Raw genomic sequence first — 17,102 nt, 5'->3', positions numbered from 1 at the left:
ATGATGAAAACAAATTCTTTCAAACAGATACTTCCCGCTTTTGGATTGACGGTCCTGTTGTGGTCGTGCAGCACGCCGCGCCACTTTCAACGGGAAACCATTGACACCAACGGATTGTACGGAACAGTTGAAGCCGGTTCGGCAAACCTGGCCGACCGACCCTGGCAGGAACTTTTTACCGACCCGCAGTTAGTGAGTTATATCGGAACGGGACTGGAGAATAACCTGGATCTTCAGGTTGCCATTCAACGGGTGGCGGAGTCTGAAGCTTACCTGGCACAAAGCAAGGCCATGCTGTTGCCGGGAATCAATGCAGTGGGCACCGGCGTTTATACCCGTAATCCCGAATCGGTTTATCCCGACGGACCACGCGAGGTAAACAGCTACCAACTGGGGTTGGAAGCCAGTTGGGAAGTTGACATCTGGGGAAAGCTCCGCAGTTCGAAACGGGCAGCTTATGCCAACTTGCTGGCTACCGATGCGGGGCGAAAAGCGGTGCAAACCCGTTTGATTTCAAGCATCGCAACAAGCTATTATAACCTGCTGGCGCTGGATGCCAAGTTGCTGATTACGAGGCAGACCGTGAGAAACAACATCGATTTGGTGGAAACCATGAAGGTATTGAAGGAAAGCGGAAGAGTGACCGGCGCCGCCATCGTGCAAAGCGAAGCAGCCCGTTATGCTGCCGAAGTGACTATTCCCGATCTGGAACAGCAATTGCGTGAAACCACCAACGCCTTATGCCTGTTGCTGGGACGTACACCCGTTGAGCTGCAACGCGGAAAGCTTACCGAACAAAAATATGGCACCCTGCTGCAAACCGGGGTTCCGGCACAGTTACTCGATAATCGCCCTGACGTGATGCAGGCCGAATACGCCGTGATCAGCGCCTTTGAAATGACAAACAGCGCACGTGCATACTTTTATCCCGGCCTGACCATCAACGCATCAACCGGCTTTGCCGCAACCCGGCTTGATGAACTGCTCGACCCGGCTGCGTTTGCCGCCCAGGTGATTGGCGGATTGGCAGCTCCGGTTTTCAACAAGCGCGCGAATGTGACGCGTTTAAAGGTGGCCAAAGCGCAACAGGAACAGGCTTTGTTGAGTTTGCGTCAGGCTTTGCTTAACGCCGGTCAGGAGGTGAACAACGCCCTGGGGACTTATCAGTCGGCCAGCCAAAAAGCAAGTTTGCGGGAGCAACAGCTTATCGCGCTCGAAAAGTCGGTGGAATACACCCGGGAACTGCTGAACTACGGCTCGGCAACTTACACCGAGGTGCTGAATGCGCAGCAAAACTTACTGACGGCCCAGCTGGGACAGGTGAATGATAAACTGCAACAACTCAACGCTACGGTATCTCTTTACCGGGCGCTCGGCGGCGGATGGAGATAGAACAAAACAGAAAATAAAAAAAGGCAGTCCTCTGACTGCCTTTCCCGCCCCGGTTTCCCGGGGAACTAACCTAAACCAACTAAACCTATTAAACCATGAGCTTGCCGGAAATTACTTCCCGGTTTGCCACTTGATTAAATATCTGCCCGTTAACGGGATGTTAACGAACAAATATATTCGATTTCGAGGCAAAGATATCAAAAAATCAATATACTCCTATCTGATTTGAATAATTAATAAAGTACATTGTACTTTTATTTAATCCGGGATTCAAACTGCGACTGTTCCGGAAAATTGTTCCAATGGCAGAAGTCTGCTATCGGCACACCGCTATTTGAATCAATTGGGAAATTTCCCGCTTTTTTCAAAACTTCAGGGGTGTTGGTTTCGTTTAGGTGTAAAGATTGGTTTACTCCGCAGAACATACCGAACCGCTTGAAATTGGAGAATGAATTAGTTTCGCCAGGTAATATGTATGACATCTTTTGCGTTTTTGTTTAAATAATATTAGTTTTACAGACGGCTAGATCATTAAAACATTATTAAATATGGACTTACATAAAAAGTTACATTCAAGCAATCCTTTATTTTTCGGTACGACCTATTATAAACCTAAAAACATGTCGCACCAGGATATTCTAACCAAGTACGAAAAGATCCCGACCTTCATTTATTACGAATCGGAAGAAGCGTCGATCCTGGTTGCCGGAGAAATGGCCGCCGTGATCAGGGAAAAGGAACATCTGGGCCAGAATTGCGTACTCGGACTTCCAACCGGTTCGTCGCCCATCGGGGTTTATGCCGAACTGGTCCGTATGCACCGGGAAGAAGGGTTGAGCTTCAAACATGTCGTTACCTTTAACCTGGATGAATATTACCCGATGGGGCAGGTCTCCGTGCATTCTTATCATCAATATATGTACAATCATCTTTTCAGGCACATCGACATTTTACCTGAAAACATTCATATTCCGCAGGGAGATCGTCCCTTCGGCGAAGTTTACCAGTTGTGCCGCGACTACGACAAGGCGATTAAAGATGCAGGTGGAATTGATGTTCAGCTTTTGGGAATTGGTCGTACCGGTCATATCGGTTTTAATGAACCCGGTTCGCAGTTAAGTTCAAAAACCCGGATGATTGTTCTGGATACGACAACCAAACAGGATGCAGCCCGCGATTTTGGCGGGATCACCAAGGTCCCGCAACGGGCCATTACCATGGGAATAGATAATATTATGAATGCCCGGAAGGTGATTTTACTCGGTTTCGGCGAAGCCAAAGCCAACATTTTGCAGAAAACCATCGAGGGACCAATTACCGAGCAAGTCCCGGCCAGTTACCTGCAGCAACATGGCAACGCGAAAATTTACATCGACATTGCCGCTGCCATGCAGCTTACCCGCGTTAAAACGCCCTGGCTGGTCGACACCTGCGACTGGAGTTCCGATCAGCTGGTGAGAAAAGCGATTGTTTGGCTGTGTCAGCAAACCGGAAAATCAATTTTAAAGCTGACAAACAACGACTATATTAATAACGGCCTGAGCGACCTGATCTCGGATAAAGGATCGGCCTACGCCCTCAATATTAAGGTTTTTAACGACTTGCAGCATACGATTACCGGCTGGCCTGGCGGAAAGCCGCATGCCGACGACAGCAACCGGCCTGAGCGAAAATCGCCTGCAAAAAAGCGGGTGGTCGTATTCAGTCCCCACCCCGACGACGATGTGATTTCGATGGGCGGTACGCTCATCCGTTTGGTGGAGCAGGGACACGAAGTTCATGTGGCTTACCAGGTTTCCGGGAATATTGCCGTTTCCGACGAATATGCCAACCGGTTTATTTCGTTTCACAATTCGTACACAAACTATTACGACCCGGGGAACGAACATCAAAAAGAACAATACGAAAAAACTACCTCATTTCTCTCAACAAAAAAAGAAGGAGAAAAAGACATTCCGGATGTACGTATATTGAAAGGCTTAATCCGCCGGATGGAGGCCAAAGCAGCCTGTCGTTTTGCCGGGGTAAATACATCGAACGTACATTTTCTCGACCTGCCTTTTTACGAAACCGGCGAAATCAGGAAGAAACCGCTGGCAGAGGAAGATATCCGGATCATCAAGGATTTTCTTCTTGAAATTCAGCCTCATCAGATTTTTGCGGCCGGCGACCTGTCTGACCCGCACGGGACACACCGTGTTTGTCTGGATGCTATTTTGGTGGCGCTGGAAGAACTAAAGGAAGAGGCATGGATGAAAGACTGTTGGTTATGGCTTTACCGCGGCGCCTGGCACGAATGGGATATTGACCAGATTGAGATGGCCGTACCCATCAGTCCGGAAGAATTGTATAAAAAACGGGAAGCTATTTTCAGGCACCAGTCGCAGAAAGAAGGCGCCATGTTTATGGGGAATGATGCCCGCGAATTCTGGCAACGCGCTGAAGACCGGAACCATGCCACCGCCGGTTTATACAACAAACTGGGCATGGCCGAATACGAAGCGATGGAAGCCTTTGTCCGGTATTATCCGTAGCCAGGCTTCAAGGAGTGAGTAAGGAGACGGGAGACGGGAGAATGGTGGCAAGTCGCAGTTTTACTTGGCACTTCTTAGAGAACGCCGGGAAGCGCAAAGTTCCGCAAAGAGCAGGCTGCAAGCCGCAAGCCGCCAATGACTAATGAAATGACCAATAACCAATAACTAAAAAATGACCTTTTCAAAACGCCTGATGTCGCTGGATGTGCTCCGGGGGCTGACCATTGTCCTGATGATCATTGTAAATAATCCGGGAAGCTGGAGCCATGTTTATGCGCCCTTACGACATGCCGCCTGGAACGGTTGCACACCCACCGACCTCGTTTTTCCGTTCTTCCTGTTTATCGTGGGAACCGCCATGTGGTACTCGTTTAAAAAATTTGATCATCAGCTAACCAAAGAGCTCTCGTTAAAGATCATCCGGCGAACCGTTCTGATTTTTGCACTCGGTTTGTTCCTGAACGGTTTTCCGTTTATCGATTTTCATTTCAGCAGCTTTCGCCTGATGGGCGTCCTTCAGCGGATCGCCCTTGGCTACGGCATCGCTTCTTTTATCGTGTTGTTAAGCCCGATCCGGTGGACCTATATCATTTCGGCCCTGCTCTTAACGGCTTATTGGAGTATTCTGTGGCTGTTTGGAGGTGAGCAGCCGTTTTCGCTGGAAGGAAATGCCTCCCTGCGCTTCGATTTGTTTGTTTTGGGTGAAGGGCATTTATACCGCGGATACGGCATTCCCTTTGACCCGGAAGGCCTGCTCAGCACCCTGCCGGCAGTGGTGAATGTGTTGTTCGGCTATTTTGCCGGCCGTTTGATTGACCGCGAAACAAATAAACAGGCCGCCGTTTACAAGCTGATTGGATTTGGAGCGGCAGCCGTTATCCTGGCCCTGATCTGGAACCCGTTTTTCCCGATCAACAAGCCCATCTGGTCCGGGTCGTATGTACTCTATACCTCCGGTCTGGCCGGTATCTTCCTCGCACTTTTAATCTGGGTGACCGACATCAAAGGACAGCAGAAATGGGCGCAGCCTTTTCTCGTTTATGGTATGAACCCGCTGTTCATTTTTGTCCTTGCCGGGATGTGGGCGCGAATGTTATCCCTGGTTCAGGTTGCATCGTTGAGCGGGACCAAATCATTAAAAGCATTTATTTACCAGGATTTACTTGTCCCTTGGGCCGGCGAGCTCAACGGATCGCTGCTGTTTGCCTTGCACCTGGCCGTTTTATTTTGGATAGTCGGGTTCATTTTGTACCGGAAAAAGATTTTTATAAAAATATAGCGATGTGGTTATGTGATTGGCCAATCAGCAACAAGCAGATAAAACAAATGGCATCGTCATGTTCCATACCTGAAATTTGATTTAAATTAGTGGCTTCAACTTTTAAACAGTTTTAACCAATGCAAAAATTACATCTCCTGTTCCTGCTTGCACTAAGTGTTTCGGTTTCAGCGCAGACCCATTCGCCCAAGTTCGAATTCAGAGCAGCATGGGTAGCTACGGTAAATAACATCGATTGGCCGTCGAAGCCCGGTTTAACGCCCAATCAACAACAGGCAGAGGCCATTGAACTGCTCGACCTGATGCAGCAAAACGGGATGAATGCCATTATTTTTCAGGTCAGGCCTGCTGCCGATGCGTTTTACCCGTCATCGCTGGAACCCTGGTCGCGCTATCTGACCGGCACTCCCGGGAAAAATCCCGGTTACGACCCGTTAAAATTCTGGATTCAGGAGTGCCACAACAGGAATATGGAATTTCACGCATGGATGAACCCCTTCCGGGTAGCGCAAAATGCCGACGAACCGCTGGCCGGCAACCACATTGCTTTTAAACACCCCGAATGGATTATTAAATACGGAGGGAAGCTGTATTTTAACCCGGCCCTGTCGGAAACGCGCGAATTTATTGCCAATGTCGTTCAGGATCTGGTCAGACGATACGACGTGGATGCTATTCATTTTGACGATTATTTTTACCCTTACCCGGTTGCCGGCGAACCTTTTCCTGATATTCCTTATTTTGAACAGTATCCGCGGCAGTTCGGGCCGGGCCAACTTGACGACTGGCGGCGCGATAATGTAAACCGCACGATTCTTCTGCTGGCAACAACCATCAAAGCCACTAAACCTTGGGTGAAGTTTGGCATCAGCCCGTTCGGTGTCTGGCGTAACCAGGCCGACGACTCACGGGGATCGGCGACAAAAGCGGGTGTCACCAATTACGACCACCTGTACGCCGACATTTTAACCTGGCAAAAGGAGTGCTGGATTGATTACGTCCTTCCGCAATTATACTGGCAAATCGGTCATCCGGCAGTCGATTTTAATTTATTGTGTAACTGGTGGAACGAACATCGCTATAACCGGGCGCTTTACGTCGGTCATGCCGTTTACAAACTGGAGCCCGGTTCAACAACACCCGAATGGAAAGAAGCCGGACAGTTGCCGCGGCAAATTGAGTTGACCCGCCGGATTGACGGAATTGAAGGCAGCGCCTTTTACAGCGCCAAACATTTTAAGCGCGACCTGCTGGGTTTCCAGGATACCTTGCAAAATCATCTTTACCGGTACCCGGCCCTGGTGCCGCCCATGAATTGGATCGACAACAGCCCGCCGGCCAAACCGGTCAAGTTTAAAAAGAGCGGATCAACGCTGAAGTGGAAACCCGATGCTGCTTCTGCCGAAATGGACAAAGCTGCCCGTTTTATTGTTTATAAAAACAGGGCAGGTGAACGGTTTAACCCGAATGATCCCCGTTTTATCCTGCTCATTACCTCCGCTACCAAACTGAAATTAGATAAGAACGACCGACGCAAAGAACGCTTTGAATTCCGGGTTTCAGCGCTCGACCGGCTGAATAACGAAAGCCCGCAAACAAAGCCGGTGACTGTAAAATGGTAATATGATGCAACATTTAATTGATTGTTTTATCGCTTATAGCGGGAAAACAGAAACACAACAAACGATCAGTCAGCTACGGAAGAGCAAGCTGGTCAGAACCATCGGTGTCATTAGTCCCGGACCGGTCAGGTTTGACCAGGCGGAAACCCTGATTACGGACAATCCGTTTTCAACCGGCTGCATCAATCAAATGGCCGACCGGGCCGGCAGCGACTTTGTATTGATGGCGCTTCGCAACACCCGGCTGGAAGTCGGACAGTTTGCGCTGGAACGAATGGTCAGCCTGGCCGACGACAGCGGGGCAAGCATGGTATACAGCGACTATTACGAACTGAAAGAGGGAATTCGCAGCAATCATCCGGTGATTGACTACCAGCAGGGAAGCCTGCGTGATGACTTTAATTTCGGGCCGGTTCAGCTTTTCCGAAGAGAGGTGCTCGGCACATACAAAACAGCTGTTTATGCCAGCTGGAACGATGCCGGTTATTACGCCTTACGCTTGCTGGCTTCCCGGATGGGAGAGATTGTCCGCATCCCGGAGTTCCTGTTTACCATGGCCGAAACCGATACCCGCAAATCAGGCGAAAAGCAATTCGATTACGTAAGCGCCAACGCCCGCGACAGGCAAATTGAAATGGAACAGGCCTGTACCGTTCACCTTCAAAAGATCGGCGCTTTTCTTCCGCCCGGCTTTAAAGAAGCGGATTTTTCCGGAGAATTTCCGGTAGAGGCTTCGGTGGTTATTCCGGTACGCAACCGCATAAAAACGATCCGCGATGCTGTTGATTCGGCGCTGAGCCAGAAAACAACATTTCCGTTTAACCTGATTGTGGTGGATAACCATTCGACCGACGGAACCACCGAAGCGCTGCAGGTGTATGATGATGACCGGCTGATCCACCTGGTTCCCGAACGGACCGACCTGGGAATCGGAGGCTGCTGGAACGAAGCGGTTTTTCATGAAAACTGCGGACGTTTTGTCGTTCAACTGGACAGCGATGACCTGTATTTTGATGAAAATACCCTGCAAAAGGTGGTTGATAAATTTTATGAGGAAAAATGCGCGATGGTCATCGGATCTTACCAGATGTGCAATTTTGCCCTCGAAGAAATTCCGCCCGGCCTGATTGACCACAAAGAGTGGACGCCTGACAACGGACCAAACAATGCCTTGCGTATCAACGGGCTGGGTGCGCCGAGGGCATTTTACACCCCTGTCCTTCGCGATATCCGCATACCGAATACCAGCTATGGCGAAGATTATGGCGTGGGGCTGGCTATTTCGCGCCGCTGGAAAATCGGCCGGATTTACGAAGCCGTTTACCGTTGCCGCCGCTGGGACGATAATTCCGACGCCTCGCTCGACATTGTAAAACAAAATATGCATAACGCCTATAAAGACAGCCTGCGTACCTTTGAACTGAAGGCAAGGATACGTCAGCAGGCCGGCAAAACAAAGAAAGAAATTAACCGTTAAGCCGGAAGAGCAACATGACCGATAAACGCTTGGAGATAAAGGTAACCGAACTCATTCAACAGCAAAAGCAGGATTGGGAGCTGGCCAAAACGAACTATGCCGGACTGGAACAGGTGGAATCACGCACGTTTGATTTCGGTGGTTTCCGCATCGATGCGCAGTTTAACCCCGAACGGATTCGCTCCTCGGCCGCCAAAACCGATACACAATCCATTCAGCAACGGGCATGTTTTCTGTGCGGGGCTAACCGGCCAAAAGAACAAACCGGGCTTGACTTCATGGGGAAATATACGATTCTGCTTAACCCCTACCCGATTTTTCCGGAACACCTGACCATTTCGCTCAATGAACACTTGCCGCAAGAAATTGAACCTTACCTGGCCGACATGTTTGAACTCAGCCAGGCCTTACCCGCCTTCACCATTTTTTACAATGGCCCCCGGTGCGGGGCTTCTGCACCCGATCATTTCCATTTTCAGGCCGGGAGCAAACAATTCATCCCCGCCGGCAGCGAACTGAAAACACGGGCCGAGAAATCGGGTGAACGCTTATTTCATGATCAAACGACGAGCATCTATGCCATTGGGAAGGGGTTTCTTCGGAATGTTCTGGTCTACACGTCGAGTTCCCCGACCGCCTTGCAGCAACATATCCAAACTGCACTCGACGCGCTGAAAGAGCGCGGGCAGGAAGGCGAACCCATGCTTAACCTGCTGGTGAATTTTGAGAACGGACAATGGCAGGCATTGCTCTTCCCGCGCGACCGGCAACGGCCCCGGCAGTTTTTTGCCGAAGGAGACGCCCAAATCCTGATGAGCCCCGCCTCGGTCGAAATGGCCGGATTAGTCATTCTTCCCCGAAAGGACAACTTTGATCAACTGACCAAAGACGACCTGACAGACATCTACCGGCAAGTCAGCATCAATGAAGAAGATTTTGAGCGATTGAAAAACAGCCTGGCCGGACTTTATGAAATGGAAAAAACCACCATGCCGGGCGGCGGTATGTCCCTTCGGAAGGGACAGGTTCAGCCTGAAATACAGGTAGGCATTATGTCGGGGACGGAAATCAACTTTGAGCTTAAAGGAAATTATACAGCCGGAAATCAGCCTGCGGGCTCCTTTTTTACCGCGACGGTTGACGGCGACGGGATTCAGCTTCAATCTGAAACAGGACAATTAATCCGGTCGAATGAATTTTACTTTCAGTCCGGGTCGGATGCCGATTCCTTCATTTTAAAAGGGGTTACCATTGGAATCGATTTTCATTGGGAGCAGAAACAGGATCAGCAGTTCAGGGGGAACCTGAAATTGATTGCCGAAAAAGGAAAACTATGGGCGATCAATGTGGCGCCGCTCGAAGAGTACCTGCGTTCAGTGATTTCGTCGGAGATGAGCGCTACCAGCTCACCCGAGTTGTTGAAAGCCCACGCCGTAATTTCGCGCAGCTGGCTGTTGGCACAGATCGGGAAAAGTAAAAGGCTGAAAAGCGATAAACAAAACTATCAAACCACCTGGCAAAGCGAAAACGAACTAATCCGCTGGTACGACCGCGAAGACCACAGCCTTTTCGACGTGTGTGCCGACGACCACTGCCAGCGTTACCAGGGCATCACCAAAATCATCAGCGACAAGGCCAATGCAGCCATCGACGCAACTTTTGGAGAAGTGCTGTTTGCCGGCGGACACATTTGTGATGCCCGCTTTTCGAAATGTTGCGGCGGCATCTCCGAAAATTTTGAGCATGTATGGGAGCCTGTTTTTCACAGTTACCTGACCAGTATTACCGATTCGGAACAGGCTGTCGCCACCGGCGCCGACCTGCGCCTCGAAAGCGAAGCGGAAGCCTGGATCCGTAGCAGTCCGCCCGCTTTTTGCAATACTTCCGATCAACAGGCGCTGGCGCAGGTGCTGCCCGACTTCGATCAGAAAACAACTGATTTTTACCGTTGGAAGGTGACTTATACTCAAGACGAACTTTCGGCGCTTATCCGTAAAAAAACAGGGATCGACTTTGGCCGGATCATCCGGCTCGAACCGGTTGAACGGGGATATTCGGCCCGTCTGATCAAACTGAAAATTACCGGCACAAAACGAACGATGACGATTGGCAAAGAGCTGGAAATACGGCGGGCCCTGTCTGAATCGCACCTGTACAGTTCGGCTTTTGTGGTCGATCGCCTGGATGAACAACAGGGTATTCCGCAACAATTTAGACTCACCGGGGCCGGTTGGGGGCACGGCGTTGGCCTCTGCCAGATTGGCGCTGCCGTGATGGGCGAAAAGGGCTATCGCTACAAATCCATCTTAAACCATTATTTTAGAGGCGCCAGCCTGATAAAACAATACTAAAAACAAAAACGAATGAAAAAAGCCGCTACCCGAAATGCCTGGACCTGGATTCCCTCGCTTTATTTTGCCGAAGGACTTCCTTATGTATTTGTAATGACCGTTTCGGTGATCATGTACAAGCGGCTCGATATTTCGAATACCGACATTGCGCTGTACACCAGCTGGCTGTACCTGCCCTGGGTCATTAAGCCTGTTTGGAGCCCGATTGTCGATAACCTGCGCACCAAACGTTTCTGGATTATCAGCATGCAGTTGGCAGTAGGTGGTGCGCTGGCCGGTGTGGCGTTCACCCTGCCGACGGACAATTTTTTCCGGTATAGCCTGGCCTTTTTGTGGCTGATGGCTTTTAGCTCGGCTACACACGACATTGCTGCCGACGGTTTTTACATGCTGGGACTTTCGCAACGAGACCAGGCGTTTTTCGTGGGCATCCGCAATACCTTTTACCGCCTGGCCATGCTGGCCGGACAGGGGCCGCTGGTTATTCTGGCCGGGCACATGGAAAGCATCGCAGAAAAAACATCCTGGGCCTGGAGTATCACTTTTTTTATTTTGGCCGTGTTTTTTGTCGCTCTCTTTTTCTGGCACCTGTTTATTCTGCCGCATCCGGCAACCGATGATCAGCGAGGCGATAAAAGCCTCCGGGAAGTGATGAGTGATTTTATCGAAACCTTCAGTTCCTTTTTCAAAAAAGAGGGCATTGCCGTGGCCTTGGTGTTTATTTTGGTTTTCCGCCTGGGTGAAGCGCAGCTGGTCAAGTTGGCCTCTCCGTTTTTGCTGGATGAACCTGCGAAAGGCGGTCTCGGTCTAAGTACCGCCAACATTGGTTTTATATACGGAACAGCCGGAATTATCGCGCTCATGCTGGGCGGTATCCTCGGGGGAATTGCGGTATCGCTTCATGGGATCAGGCGATGGCTGTGGCCCATGGTGCTGGCCATGAATTTGCCCAACCTGGTTTACGTGTTTCTGGCCTTTGCCCAGCCGCAACAGCTCGGCATCATCACCGCATCGGTGGTAGTTGAACAATTCGGTTATGGTTTTGGATTCACGGCTTACATGCTGTACATGATTTACCTGTCGGACGGAAAACACAAAACCGCCCACTATGCGCTTTGTACCGGGTTCATGGCCCTGGGCATGATGCTTCCGGGAATGATCAGCGGCTGGATACAGGAAATGATTGGTTACCAGTCTTTTTTTATTTGGGTGATGATTTGCACCATCCCCGGCTTTGTGATCGTGAAATTTCTGAAAATCGATCCGAACTTCGGAACCAAAAAGTAAACGGGTTTTTCATTAATTTTGGGGCATGCAAATTATTCAAGGCATTTCCGAAAAAGTATTGATTGACCGTTTAATTGCCGGAGATCAAACCGCTTTTGAATTAATTTTCAGACATTATTATCCGGGGTTGGTGATCTTCACCGCTCAAATAACGCGGAACCGGAATGAGGCGGAGGAAATTGTTCAGGATTTGTTCTTCAGAATCTGGTGCCAAAAAAATCAAATTAAAGGTTCGTTGTCGTTAAAACCTTATTTGTTTACTTCGGTACGAAACAGGGGACTGAACTTTCTGGAACGTAAAAAGACGGAGGCCCGAAAGATCGACGAATTCAGGAAAATAATAAAGAACAACCTGACTTTTGAACCGGATATCTTTGTGAGCAGCGAACTTCAGGAAAAAATCAGTCAGGCTTTCGAAAAATTACCTCCGCGGACCAAAGAAATTTTTATTCTTAGCCGGATCAATGAATTGAAAAATGATGAAATCGCCGGAAGGCTGGAGATTTCAAAAAGAACGGTTGAAACCCAAATCAGCCATGCTTTAAAAATTTTGAAACAAGAGTTGAAAGATTACCTGGTCCTGTTATTCCTCTTCGATCTTTTTTTCTAAAAAAATAACTCTCCGACTACGTGTGCGCCGTGGCTCATTTGTATTATTTACGAAAGCAAACCAAAACGCTTGTTTTCTTTAGACGTATACGAGACAATGATAAAAATGAGCATGAGCCTTGAGAAAAGATAAAAACATACCTGAGGATGCCACCGAAACGTTTGATCAGTTTCTGGAAGGGAAGAAAAATCAGACAAACACCGATCAGCTTATCGAAGCCGGCCTGTTCATTTCGGAATTGAAATCGGTTGATACCGATACAGCCTATTCCATCCTTCATTCGAAAATCAACCGGCGACACAAAATACAAACCCTTTATACCCAATTTGGCAGGATTGCCGCTGTACTGATTCTTCCGCTTCTTATCGTGAGCATCTGGAGTCTTAGCCAAAAATCTTCGGACCTGGGAACAGAACAGTTAAGTTATCACGAGGTATCCAGTCCGCCGGGAATCAGGAGTAAGGTTCAGTTGCCCGACGGAACAACTGTTTGGCTGAATGCCGAAAGCCGTATCCGTTATGCAATCCCTTTTGCCCGGGCGACCCGCGAACTGGAGCTCACCGGCGAAGCTTTTTTTGATGTGGCTAAAAATGCGAATGCTCCAATGGATGTGAAATTTAACAACATCACTGTCCGGGTTCTTGGCACACAATTTAATGTAAAAGCCTTTCCTGATGAAGACCATTTGGAGGTTGTACTGAAAGAGGGAAGCATTGAATTGCAAAATGATGTGGCAGACGCAGACCGGGAAGCCGTCCGGTTATATCCCAATCAACAATGGAAGTATGATAAAACGGAACAGGTATCTTCGTTAAACCAGGTTGATGCCGAAAAATACATTGCCTGGCACCGGAATATCCTCATCCTGAACAATACGCCGATGGAAGAGATGGCTAAAAATCTTGAACGCTGGTACGGAGTCGACGTGCAGTTGATGGATCAGGAACTGAACAAGTACAAATTCACGACGGTATTCGAAAATGAACCGTTACACCGGGTGTTGGAATTACTTGAAATGAGTTCGCCGATTAAAATTACCTACGTTCCCGGTAAAATCGATGCAGTAACCGGAAAAGCAGAGAAATCAATAATTCGAATCAATAAAATGAACTAAACAGTGAAAAAATGAAAAGGGAAAAGTGCTCCAACACTTCTCCCTTTGTATTCACCCTAAGGGGTAAATGTTTTACTAAAAAACAGTCAAATTTATGAAAAAAAGCATGAATCGGGTATGTTTTGCCCTGGCAAAGCATCGTAAAAAATTTACAATTATGCGCAATACGCTTTTGATTTTATTAATCAGTGTGTTTCAGGCATTCGCAAGCAACTCATTCTCGCAAACGAACAAACTGAACCTGGAAATGAAAAATGTGACCATCAGGGAGGTTTTATCGCGGATTGAAGAAGAAAGTGGTATCTATTTTCTCTATAACGGAGAATTAATCGATGTGAACCGGAAAGTTAATATTTCTTCCCAAAATGAAAGCATTGACCAGATTTTATCACGTCTGTTTGGCGAAAACGAGGTGAACGCAACGGTGAAAGACAGGCATATTGTTTTAACACCTGTTGTTGGTCAGAACCGGATCAATCAACAACAGCCGGTAACCATTGGCGGTCAGGTTTTTGATGCTTCGGGTGTGCCAATGCCCGGAGTTACCATCGTGGTAAAAGGCACAACAACCGGTACCATTACCGATTTTAACGGGAGCTACATGCTTTCGAACGTTCCGGGCAATGCGGTTCTTCTGTTTTCATTTGTAGGAATGAGGACAAAAGAAATTCCCGTAGCCGGAAGAACCACGGTGAATGTGGAACTTGAGGAAGAAACTATCGGGATTGAAGAAGTGGTAGCGATTGGATATGGCACCATGAAAAAAAGTGACCTGACTGGCTCGGTAGTTTCGGTGAGCGCCGATGCACTAAATAAATTCCCGACAGCCAACGTCACCGAAATGCTCCGGGGACAAGCGCCCGGCGTCCAGGTATCTTTAGCCGATCCCAGCCCGGGCGGTTCTTCCACCGTCCGTATCCGGGGAAACCGTTCCTTATCCAGCAGTCAGAATCCGCTTTATCTGGTTGATGGAATGATTGTCCCTCACATCAACGATTTGAACTCATCTGATATTGAATCGATTGAAATCCTAAAAGACGCATCTTCCCAGGCTATCTATGGTTCCCGGGCATCTAACGGTGTTATTCTGATTTCAACCAAACGGGGAGCAGCCGGTAAAATTTCGGTCGATGTTAATTCCTATGCCGGTTTCCAGGAATTTAAAAAGAATTTCTCGCTTTATTCGCCCGATGAATGGCTCGAATTACGGTTTTGGGCGAAATATAACGACGGGCAGGCCGGTATTGGCACTCCGGATAACATCAATTACGAAGCCGTGCTCGACGACGCCGTGATGTATGAGGCTTATACAAACAAACGTTATGTCGATTGGGAAAAATTGATGCTGGGCAACGCCTTGCAGCATAAACATGATGTTACCGTACGCGGCGGTACAGAAAAATTCAGATTCTCGACCGGATTCGGGTATTATAACCAGGACGGCGTTGTCGAAAAATCGGGTTATGAACGGGGGACATTCCGCTTAAATACGGATGTTGTGATTACCGACTGGATGGATTTGGGTTCAAACATTTCCTTTACGAAGTCATCGAAGCAAACCGCCGATGGTACATTCAACCAGTTTATCACCCGCCCCCCGCTGGCGCAGGCGTATGATCCCGACGGGAATCTGATCCGCGAATCGACCAGCGCGGGAGATATTAATCCGCTGTGGAGGATTCGCAATTACGATGAAGAACAACAGGATGAATACCTCAACCTGTCATCTTCGGTTACCATAAGGCCTTTCAAAGGGTTTAGCTATAAGCTCAGCGCCAACCTTCGTTCAAACAACAGGGAAAGAGGTGTTTACAAAACCAAGCTTTATCCGGCTTCAACCGGTGAAGGTTTAATCCGGAATTTTACCCGTTCAAGTTGGCTGATCGACCATGTAGTGAACTACGAATTGCCCATCGCCAATAAAAACCATCAGTTAACGGTTACATTGATTCAAAGTTCAGAGGCAGATGTACAAAAAAATACCGGATTTGATTTTCTGAATTCAACCACCGATATTTTCAAGTGGAACGTTGCAGCCGATTCAGAGATTTCTGAAGTAACACGGAGTATTGAACGTGTCAAGGCTGCATCGTTTGCCGGCCGTTTGCACTACAACCTGATGAACAGGTACCTGCTGACCGCCTCTTTCCGGCGCGACGGGGCTTCGGTTTTCGGGAAGGAAAACAAATGGGCGAATTTCCCCTCAGCCGCTCTTGCCTGGCGGGTGAGCGAAGAACAATTTCTCAGCGATGCAGATTGGCTTGACAATTTGAAATTCAGGGTTAGTTACGGCGTGGTCGGTAACTGGGCCATTCCGGCTTACCGCACCCTCGGGCTCTCCGACAGCTATGAATATTTGTTTGGAAACGGCCTCGCAGTGGGATATCTTCCCACCGCGCAACTTCAAAACCTGGGACTGAAATGGGAAACCACCGGTTCGTTTAACGCAGGCATCGATTTTTCGGCCTATCATGGCCGGCTGAACGCCTCGCTGGAGCATTACCGGACCAGGACTGAAGACCTGCTTCTGCAGCGGACCATCCCGTCCATTACCGGCTACAATACCATGTGGGATAACCTGGGTGAAACAAAAAGCTGGGGATGGGAAGCCACCATAGATGGTCGGGTCATCGATCAGAAAGACCTTGTCGTGAGCCTGGGAGCCAGTTTTTCAACCCAGAAGAACGAGATTGTCAAAATAGACGGACGGGTGGATGAAGAGGGTAAGCCCATCAACGATACCAACAACCGCTGGTTTATCGGCGAGCCGATCAACGTCGATTATAATTTCGTTTTCGGGGGTATTTGGCAGGAAGGAGAAACACCAGGCGAGAATGACTATCTTCCGGGAGATGCAGCCCCAACACCCGGAAACATTAAAATTTCAGACTACAATGGCGATGGCTCCATAACCACCGACGACCGAAAAATTTATACTCTTGATCCCCAGTGGTATGGTTCGTTTAATATGAATGTCCTGTTTAAAGGCATCGACCTTGCTCTTGAGTTTTATACCGTTCAGGGCGTAAAAAAGAACAACAACTACCTGTATTTTTTTGATTCGGGAGGCAGTTTAAACGGAAAACTGAACGGAATGAAAGTGAATTACTGGACGCCGGAGAATCAATCAAATGAAGCGCCTCGTCCTCAGTTTACCGCAGCGGTACCTTATTTCAACCTTTTAGGCATACAGGATGCGTCCTATTTCAGGTTACGTACGACAACCCTGGGGTATACGCTCCCAAAATCATTAAGCTCGCAGGTTTTTATTGAGAAGGTCAGGTTTTATATGACCGGAACAAATTTGTTTACCTCAACCAAATTTAAATCGTACAGCCCGGAAACCACTCCCGGAGTTTATCCGGAAGCGCGTACGTTTACTTTTGGGGCAAACCTGACATTTTAACGAAATGGGGATGGTTCATAACAACATAAA

Annotated in this window: 11 protein-coding genes; 10 read left to right on the top strand and 1 reads right to left on the bottom strand. The window is 48.6% G+C overall.

Annotated features, from left to right (window positions below; translation table 11 throughout):
- Complete coding sequence (locus ACOIT5_RS10260; protein WP_423130377.1) at positions 1–1,392, top strand: TolC family protein; 1,392 nt, start codon at positions 1–3, stop codon at positions 1,390–1,392.
- A gap of 254 nt (positions 1,393–1,646) precedes the next feature.
- Here the strand turns inward: ACOIT5_RS10260 and ACOIT5_RS10255 are convergent, their stop codons facing one another.
- The gene (locus ACOIT5_RS10255) at positions 1,647–1,874 is read right to left on the bottom strand and encodes a hypothetical protein (protein WP_423130376.1); all 228 of its coding nucleotides are present in this window, start codon (positions 1,872–1,874) and stop codon (positions 1,647–1,649) included.
- A 66-nt stretch (positions 1,875–1,940) separates the two neighbouring features.
- On the opposite strand from ACOIT5_RS10255, the gene nagB reads away from it, so the two are divergent.
- From nagB to ACOIT5_RS10210, 9 genes are all read left to right on the top strand, one after another.
- On the top strand, positions 1,941–3,926 hold the full coding sequence (nagB, locus tag ACOIT5_RS10250) for a glucosamine-6-phosphate deaminase (protein ID WP_423130375.1): 1,986 nt from the start codon (positions 1,941–1,943) through the stop codon (positions 3,924–3,926).
- A gap of 172 nt (positions 3,927–4,098) precedes the next feature.
- Positions 4,099–5,205 carry an acyltransferase family protein gene (locus ACOIT5_RS10245; protein ID WP_423130374.1) on the top strand — a complete coding sequence of 369 codons (1,107 nt, stop codon included), beginning with the start codon at positions 4,099–4,101 and terminating at the stop codon, positions 5,203–5,205.
- Positions 5,206–5,324: 119 nt separating this feature from the next.
- Entirely contained in the window at positions 5,325–6,827 is a 1,503-nt protein-coding gene (locus ACOIT5_RS10240) for a glycoside hydrolase family 10 protein (RefSeq protein WP_423130373.1), read from the top strand.
- Position 6,828: 1 nt separating this feature from the next.
- Positions 6,829–8,304, top strand: a complete 1,476-nt coding sequence (locus tag ACOIT5_RS10235; protein WP_423130372.1) for a glycosyltransferase family 2 protein — start codon at positions 6,829–6,831, stop codon at positions 8,302–8,304.
- A gap of 14 nt (positions 8,305–8,318) precedes the next feature.
- Positions 8,319–10,655: a DUF4922 domain-containing protein gene (locus tag ACOIT5_RS10230; protein ID WP_423130371.1), complete on the top strand. Its 2,337-nt coding sequence runs from the start codon at positions 8,319–8,321 to the stop codon at positions 10,653–10,655.
- Between the two features lie 12 nt (positions 10,656–10,667).
- Positions 10,668–11,942 carry an AmpG family muropeptide MFS transporter gene (locus ACOIT5_RS10225; RefSeq protein ID WP_423130370.1) on the top strand — a complete coding sequence of 425 codons (1,275 nt, stop codon included), beginning with the start codon at positions 10,668–10,670 and terminating at the stop codon, positions 11,940–11,942.
- A 25-nt stretch (positions 11,943–11,967) separates the two neighbouring features.
- Positions 11,968–12,552, top strand: a complete 585-nt coding sequence (locus tag ACOIT5_RS10220) for an RNA polymerase sigma-70 factor (protein WP_423130369.1) — start codon at positions 11,968–11,970, stop codon at positions 12,550–12,552.
- Between the two features lie 118 nt (positions 12,553–12,670).
- The gene (locus ACOIT5_RS10215) at positions 12,671–13,666 is read left to right on the top strand and encodes a FecR family protein (protein ID WP_423130368.1); all 996 of its coding nucleotides are present in this window, start codon (positions 12,671–12,673) and stop codon (positions 13,664–13,666) included.
- A gap of 157 nt (positions 13,667–13,823) precedes the next feature.
- Complete coding sequence (locus tag ACOIT5_RS10210; RefSeq protein WP_423130367.1) at positions 13,824–17,072, top strand: TonB-dependent receptor; 3,249 nt, start codon at positions 13,824–13,826, stop codon at positions 17,070–17,072.
- Positions 17,073–17,102: the final 30 nt, after the last annotated feature.

Origin of the sequence: Gaoshiqia hydrogeniformans (genome assembly GCF_049347105.1) — a bacterium.
GTDB lineage: Bacteria > Bacteroidota > Bacteroidia > Bacteroidales > Prolixibacteraceae > Gaoshiqia > Gaoshiqia hydrogeniformans.
This window is presented reverse-complemented; position numbering and strand designations above follow the sequence as displayed.

Coding starts and splice junctions, on each gene's coding strand:
- ACOIT5_RS10225 (WP_423130370.1), top strand. CDS start 10,668: ATGAAAAAAGCCGCTACCCGAAATGCCTGGACCTGGATTCCCTCGCTT.
- ACOIT5_RS10220 (WP_423130369.1), top strand. CDS start 11,968: ATGCAAATTATTCAAGGCATTTCCGAAAAAGTATTGATTGACCGTTTA.
- ACOIT5_RS10245 (WP_423130374.1), top strand. CDS start 4,099: ATGACCTTTTCAAAACGCCTGATGTCGCTGGATGTGCTCCGGGGGCTG.
- ACOIT5_RS10260 (WP_423130377.1), top strand. CDS start 1: ATGATGAAAACAAATTCTTTCAAACAGATACTTCCCGCTTTTGGATTG.
- ACOIT5_RS10210 (WP_423130367.1), top strand. CDS start 13,824: ATGCGCAATACGCTTTTGATTTTATTAATCAGTGTGTTTCAGGCATTC.
- ACOIT5_RS10255 (WP_423130376.1), bottom strand. CDS start 1,874: ATGTCATACATATTACCTGGCGAAACTAATTCATTCTCCAATTTCAAG.
- ACOIT5_RS10235 (WP_423130372.1), top strand. CDS start 6,829: ATGATGCAACATTTAATTGATTGTTTTATCGCTTATAGCGGGAAAACA.
- ACOIT5_RS10240 (WP_423130373.1), top strand. CDS start 5,325: ATGCAAAAATTACATCTCCTGTTCCTGCTTGCACTAAGTGTTTCGGTT.
- nagB (WP_423130375.1), top strand. CDS start 1,941: ATGGACTTACATAAAAAGTTACATTCAAGCAATCCTTTATTTTTCGGT.
- ACOIT5_RS10230 (WP_423130371.1), top strand. CDS start 8,319: ATGACCGATAAACGCTTGGAGATAAAGGTAACCGAACTCATTCAACAG.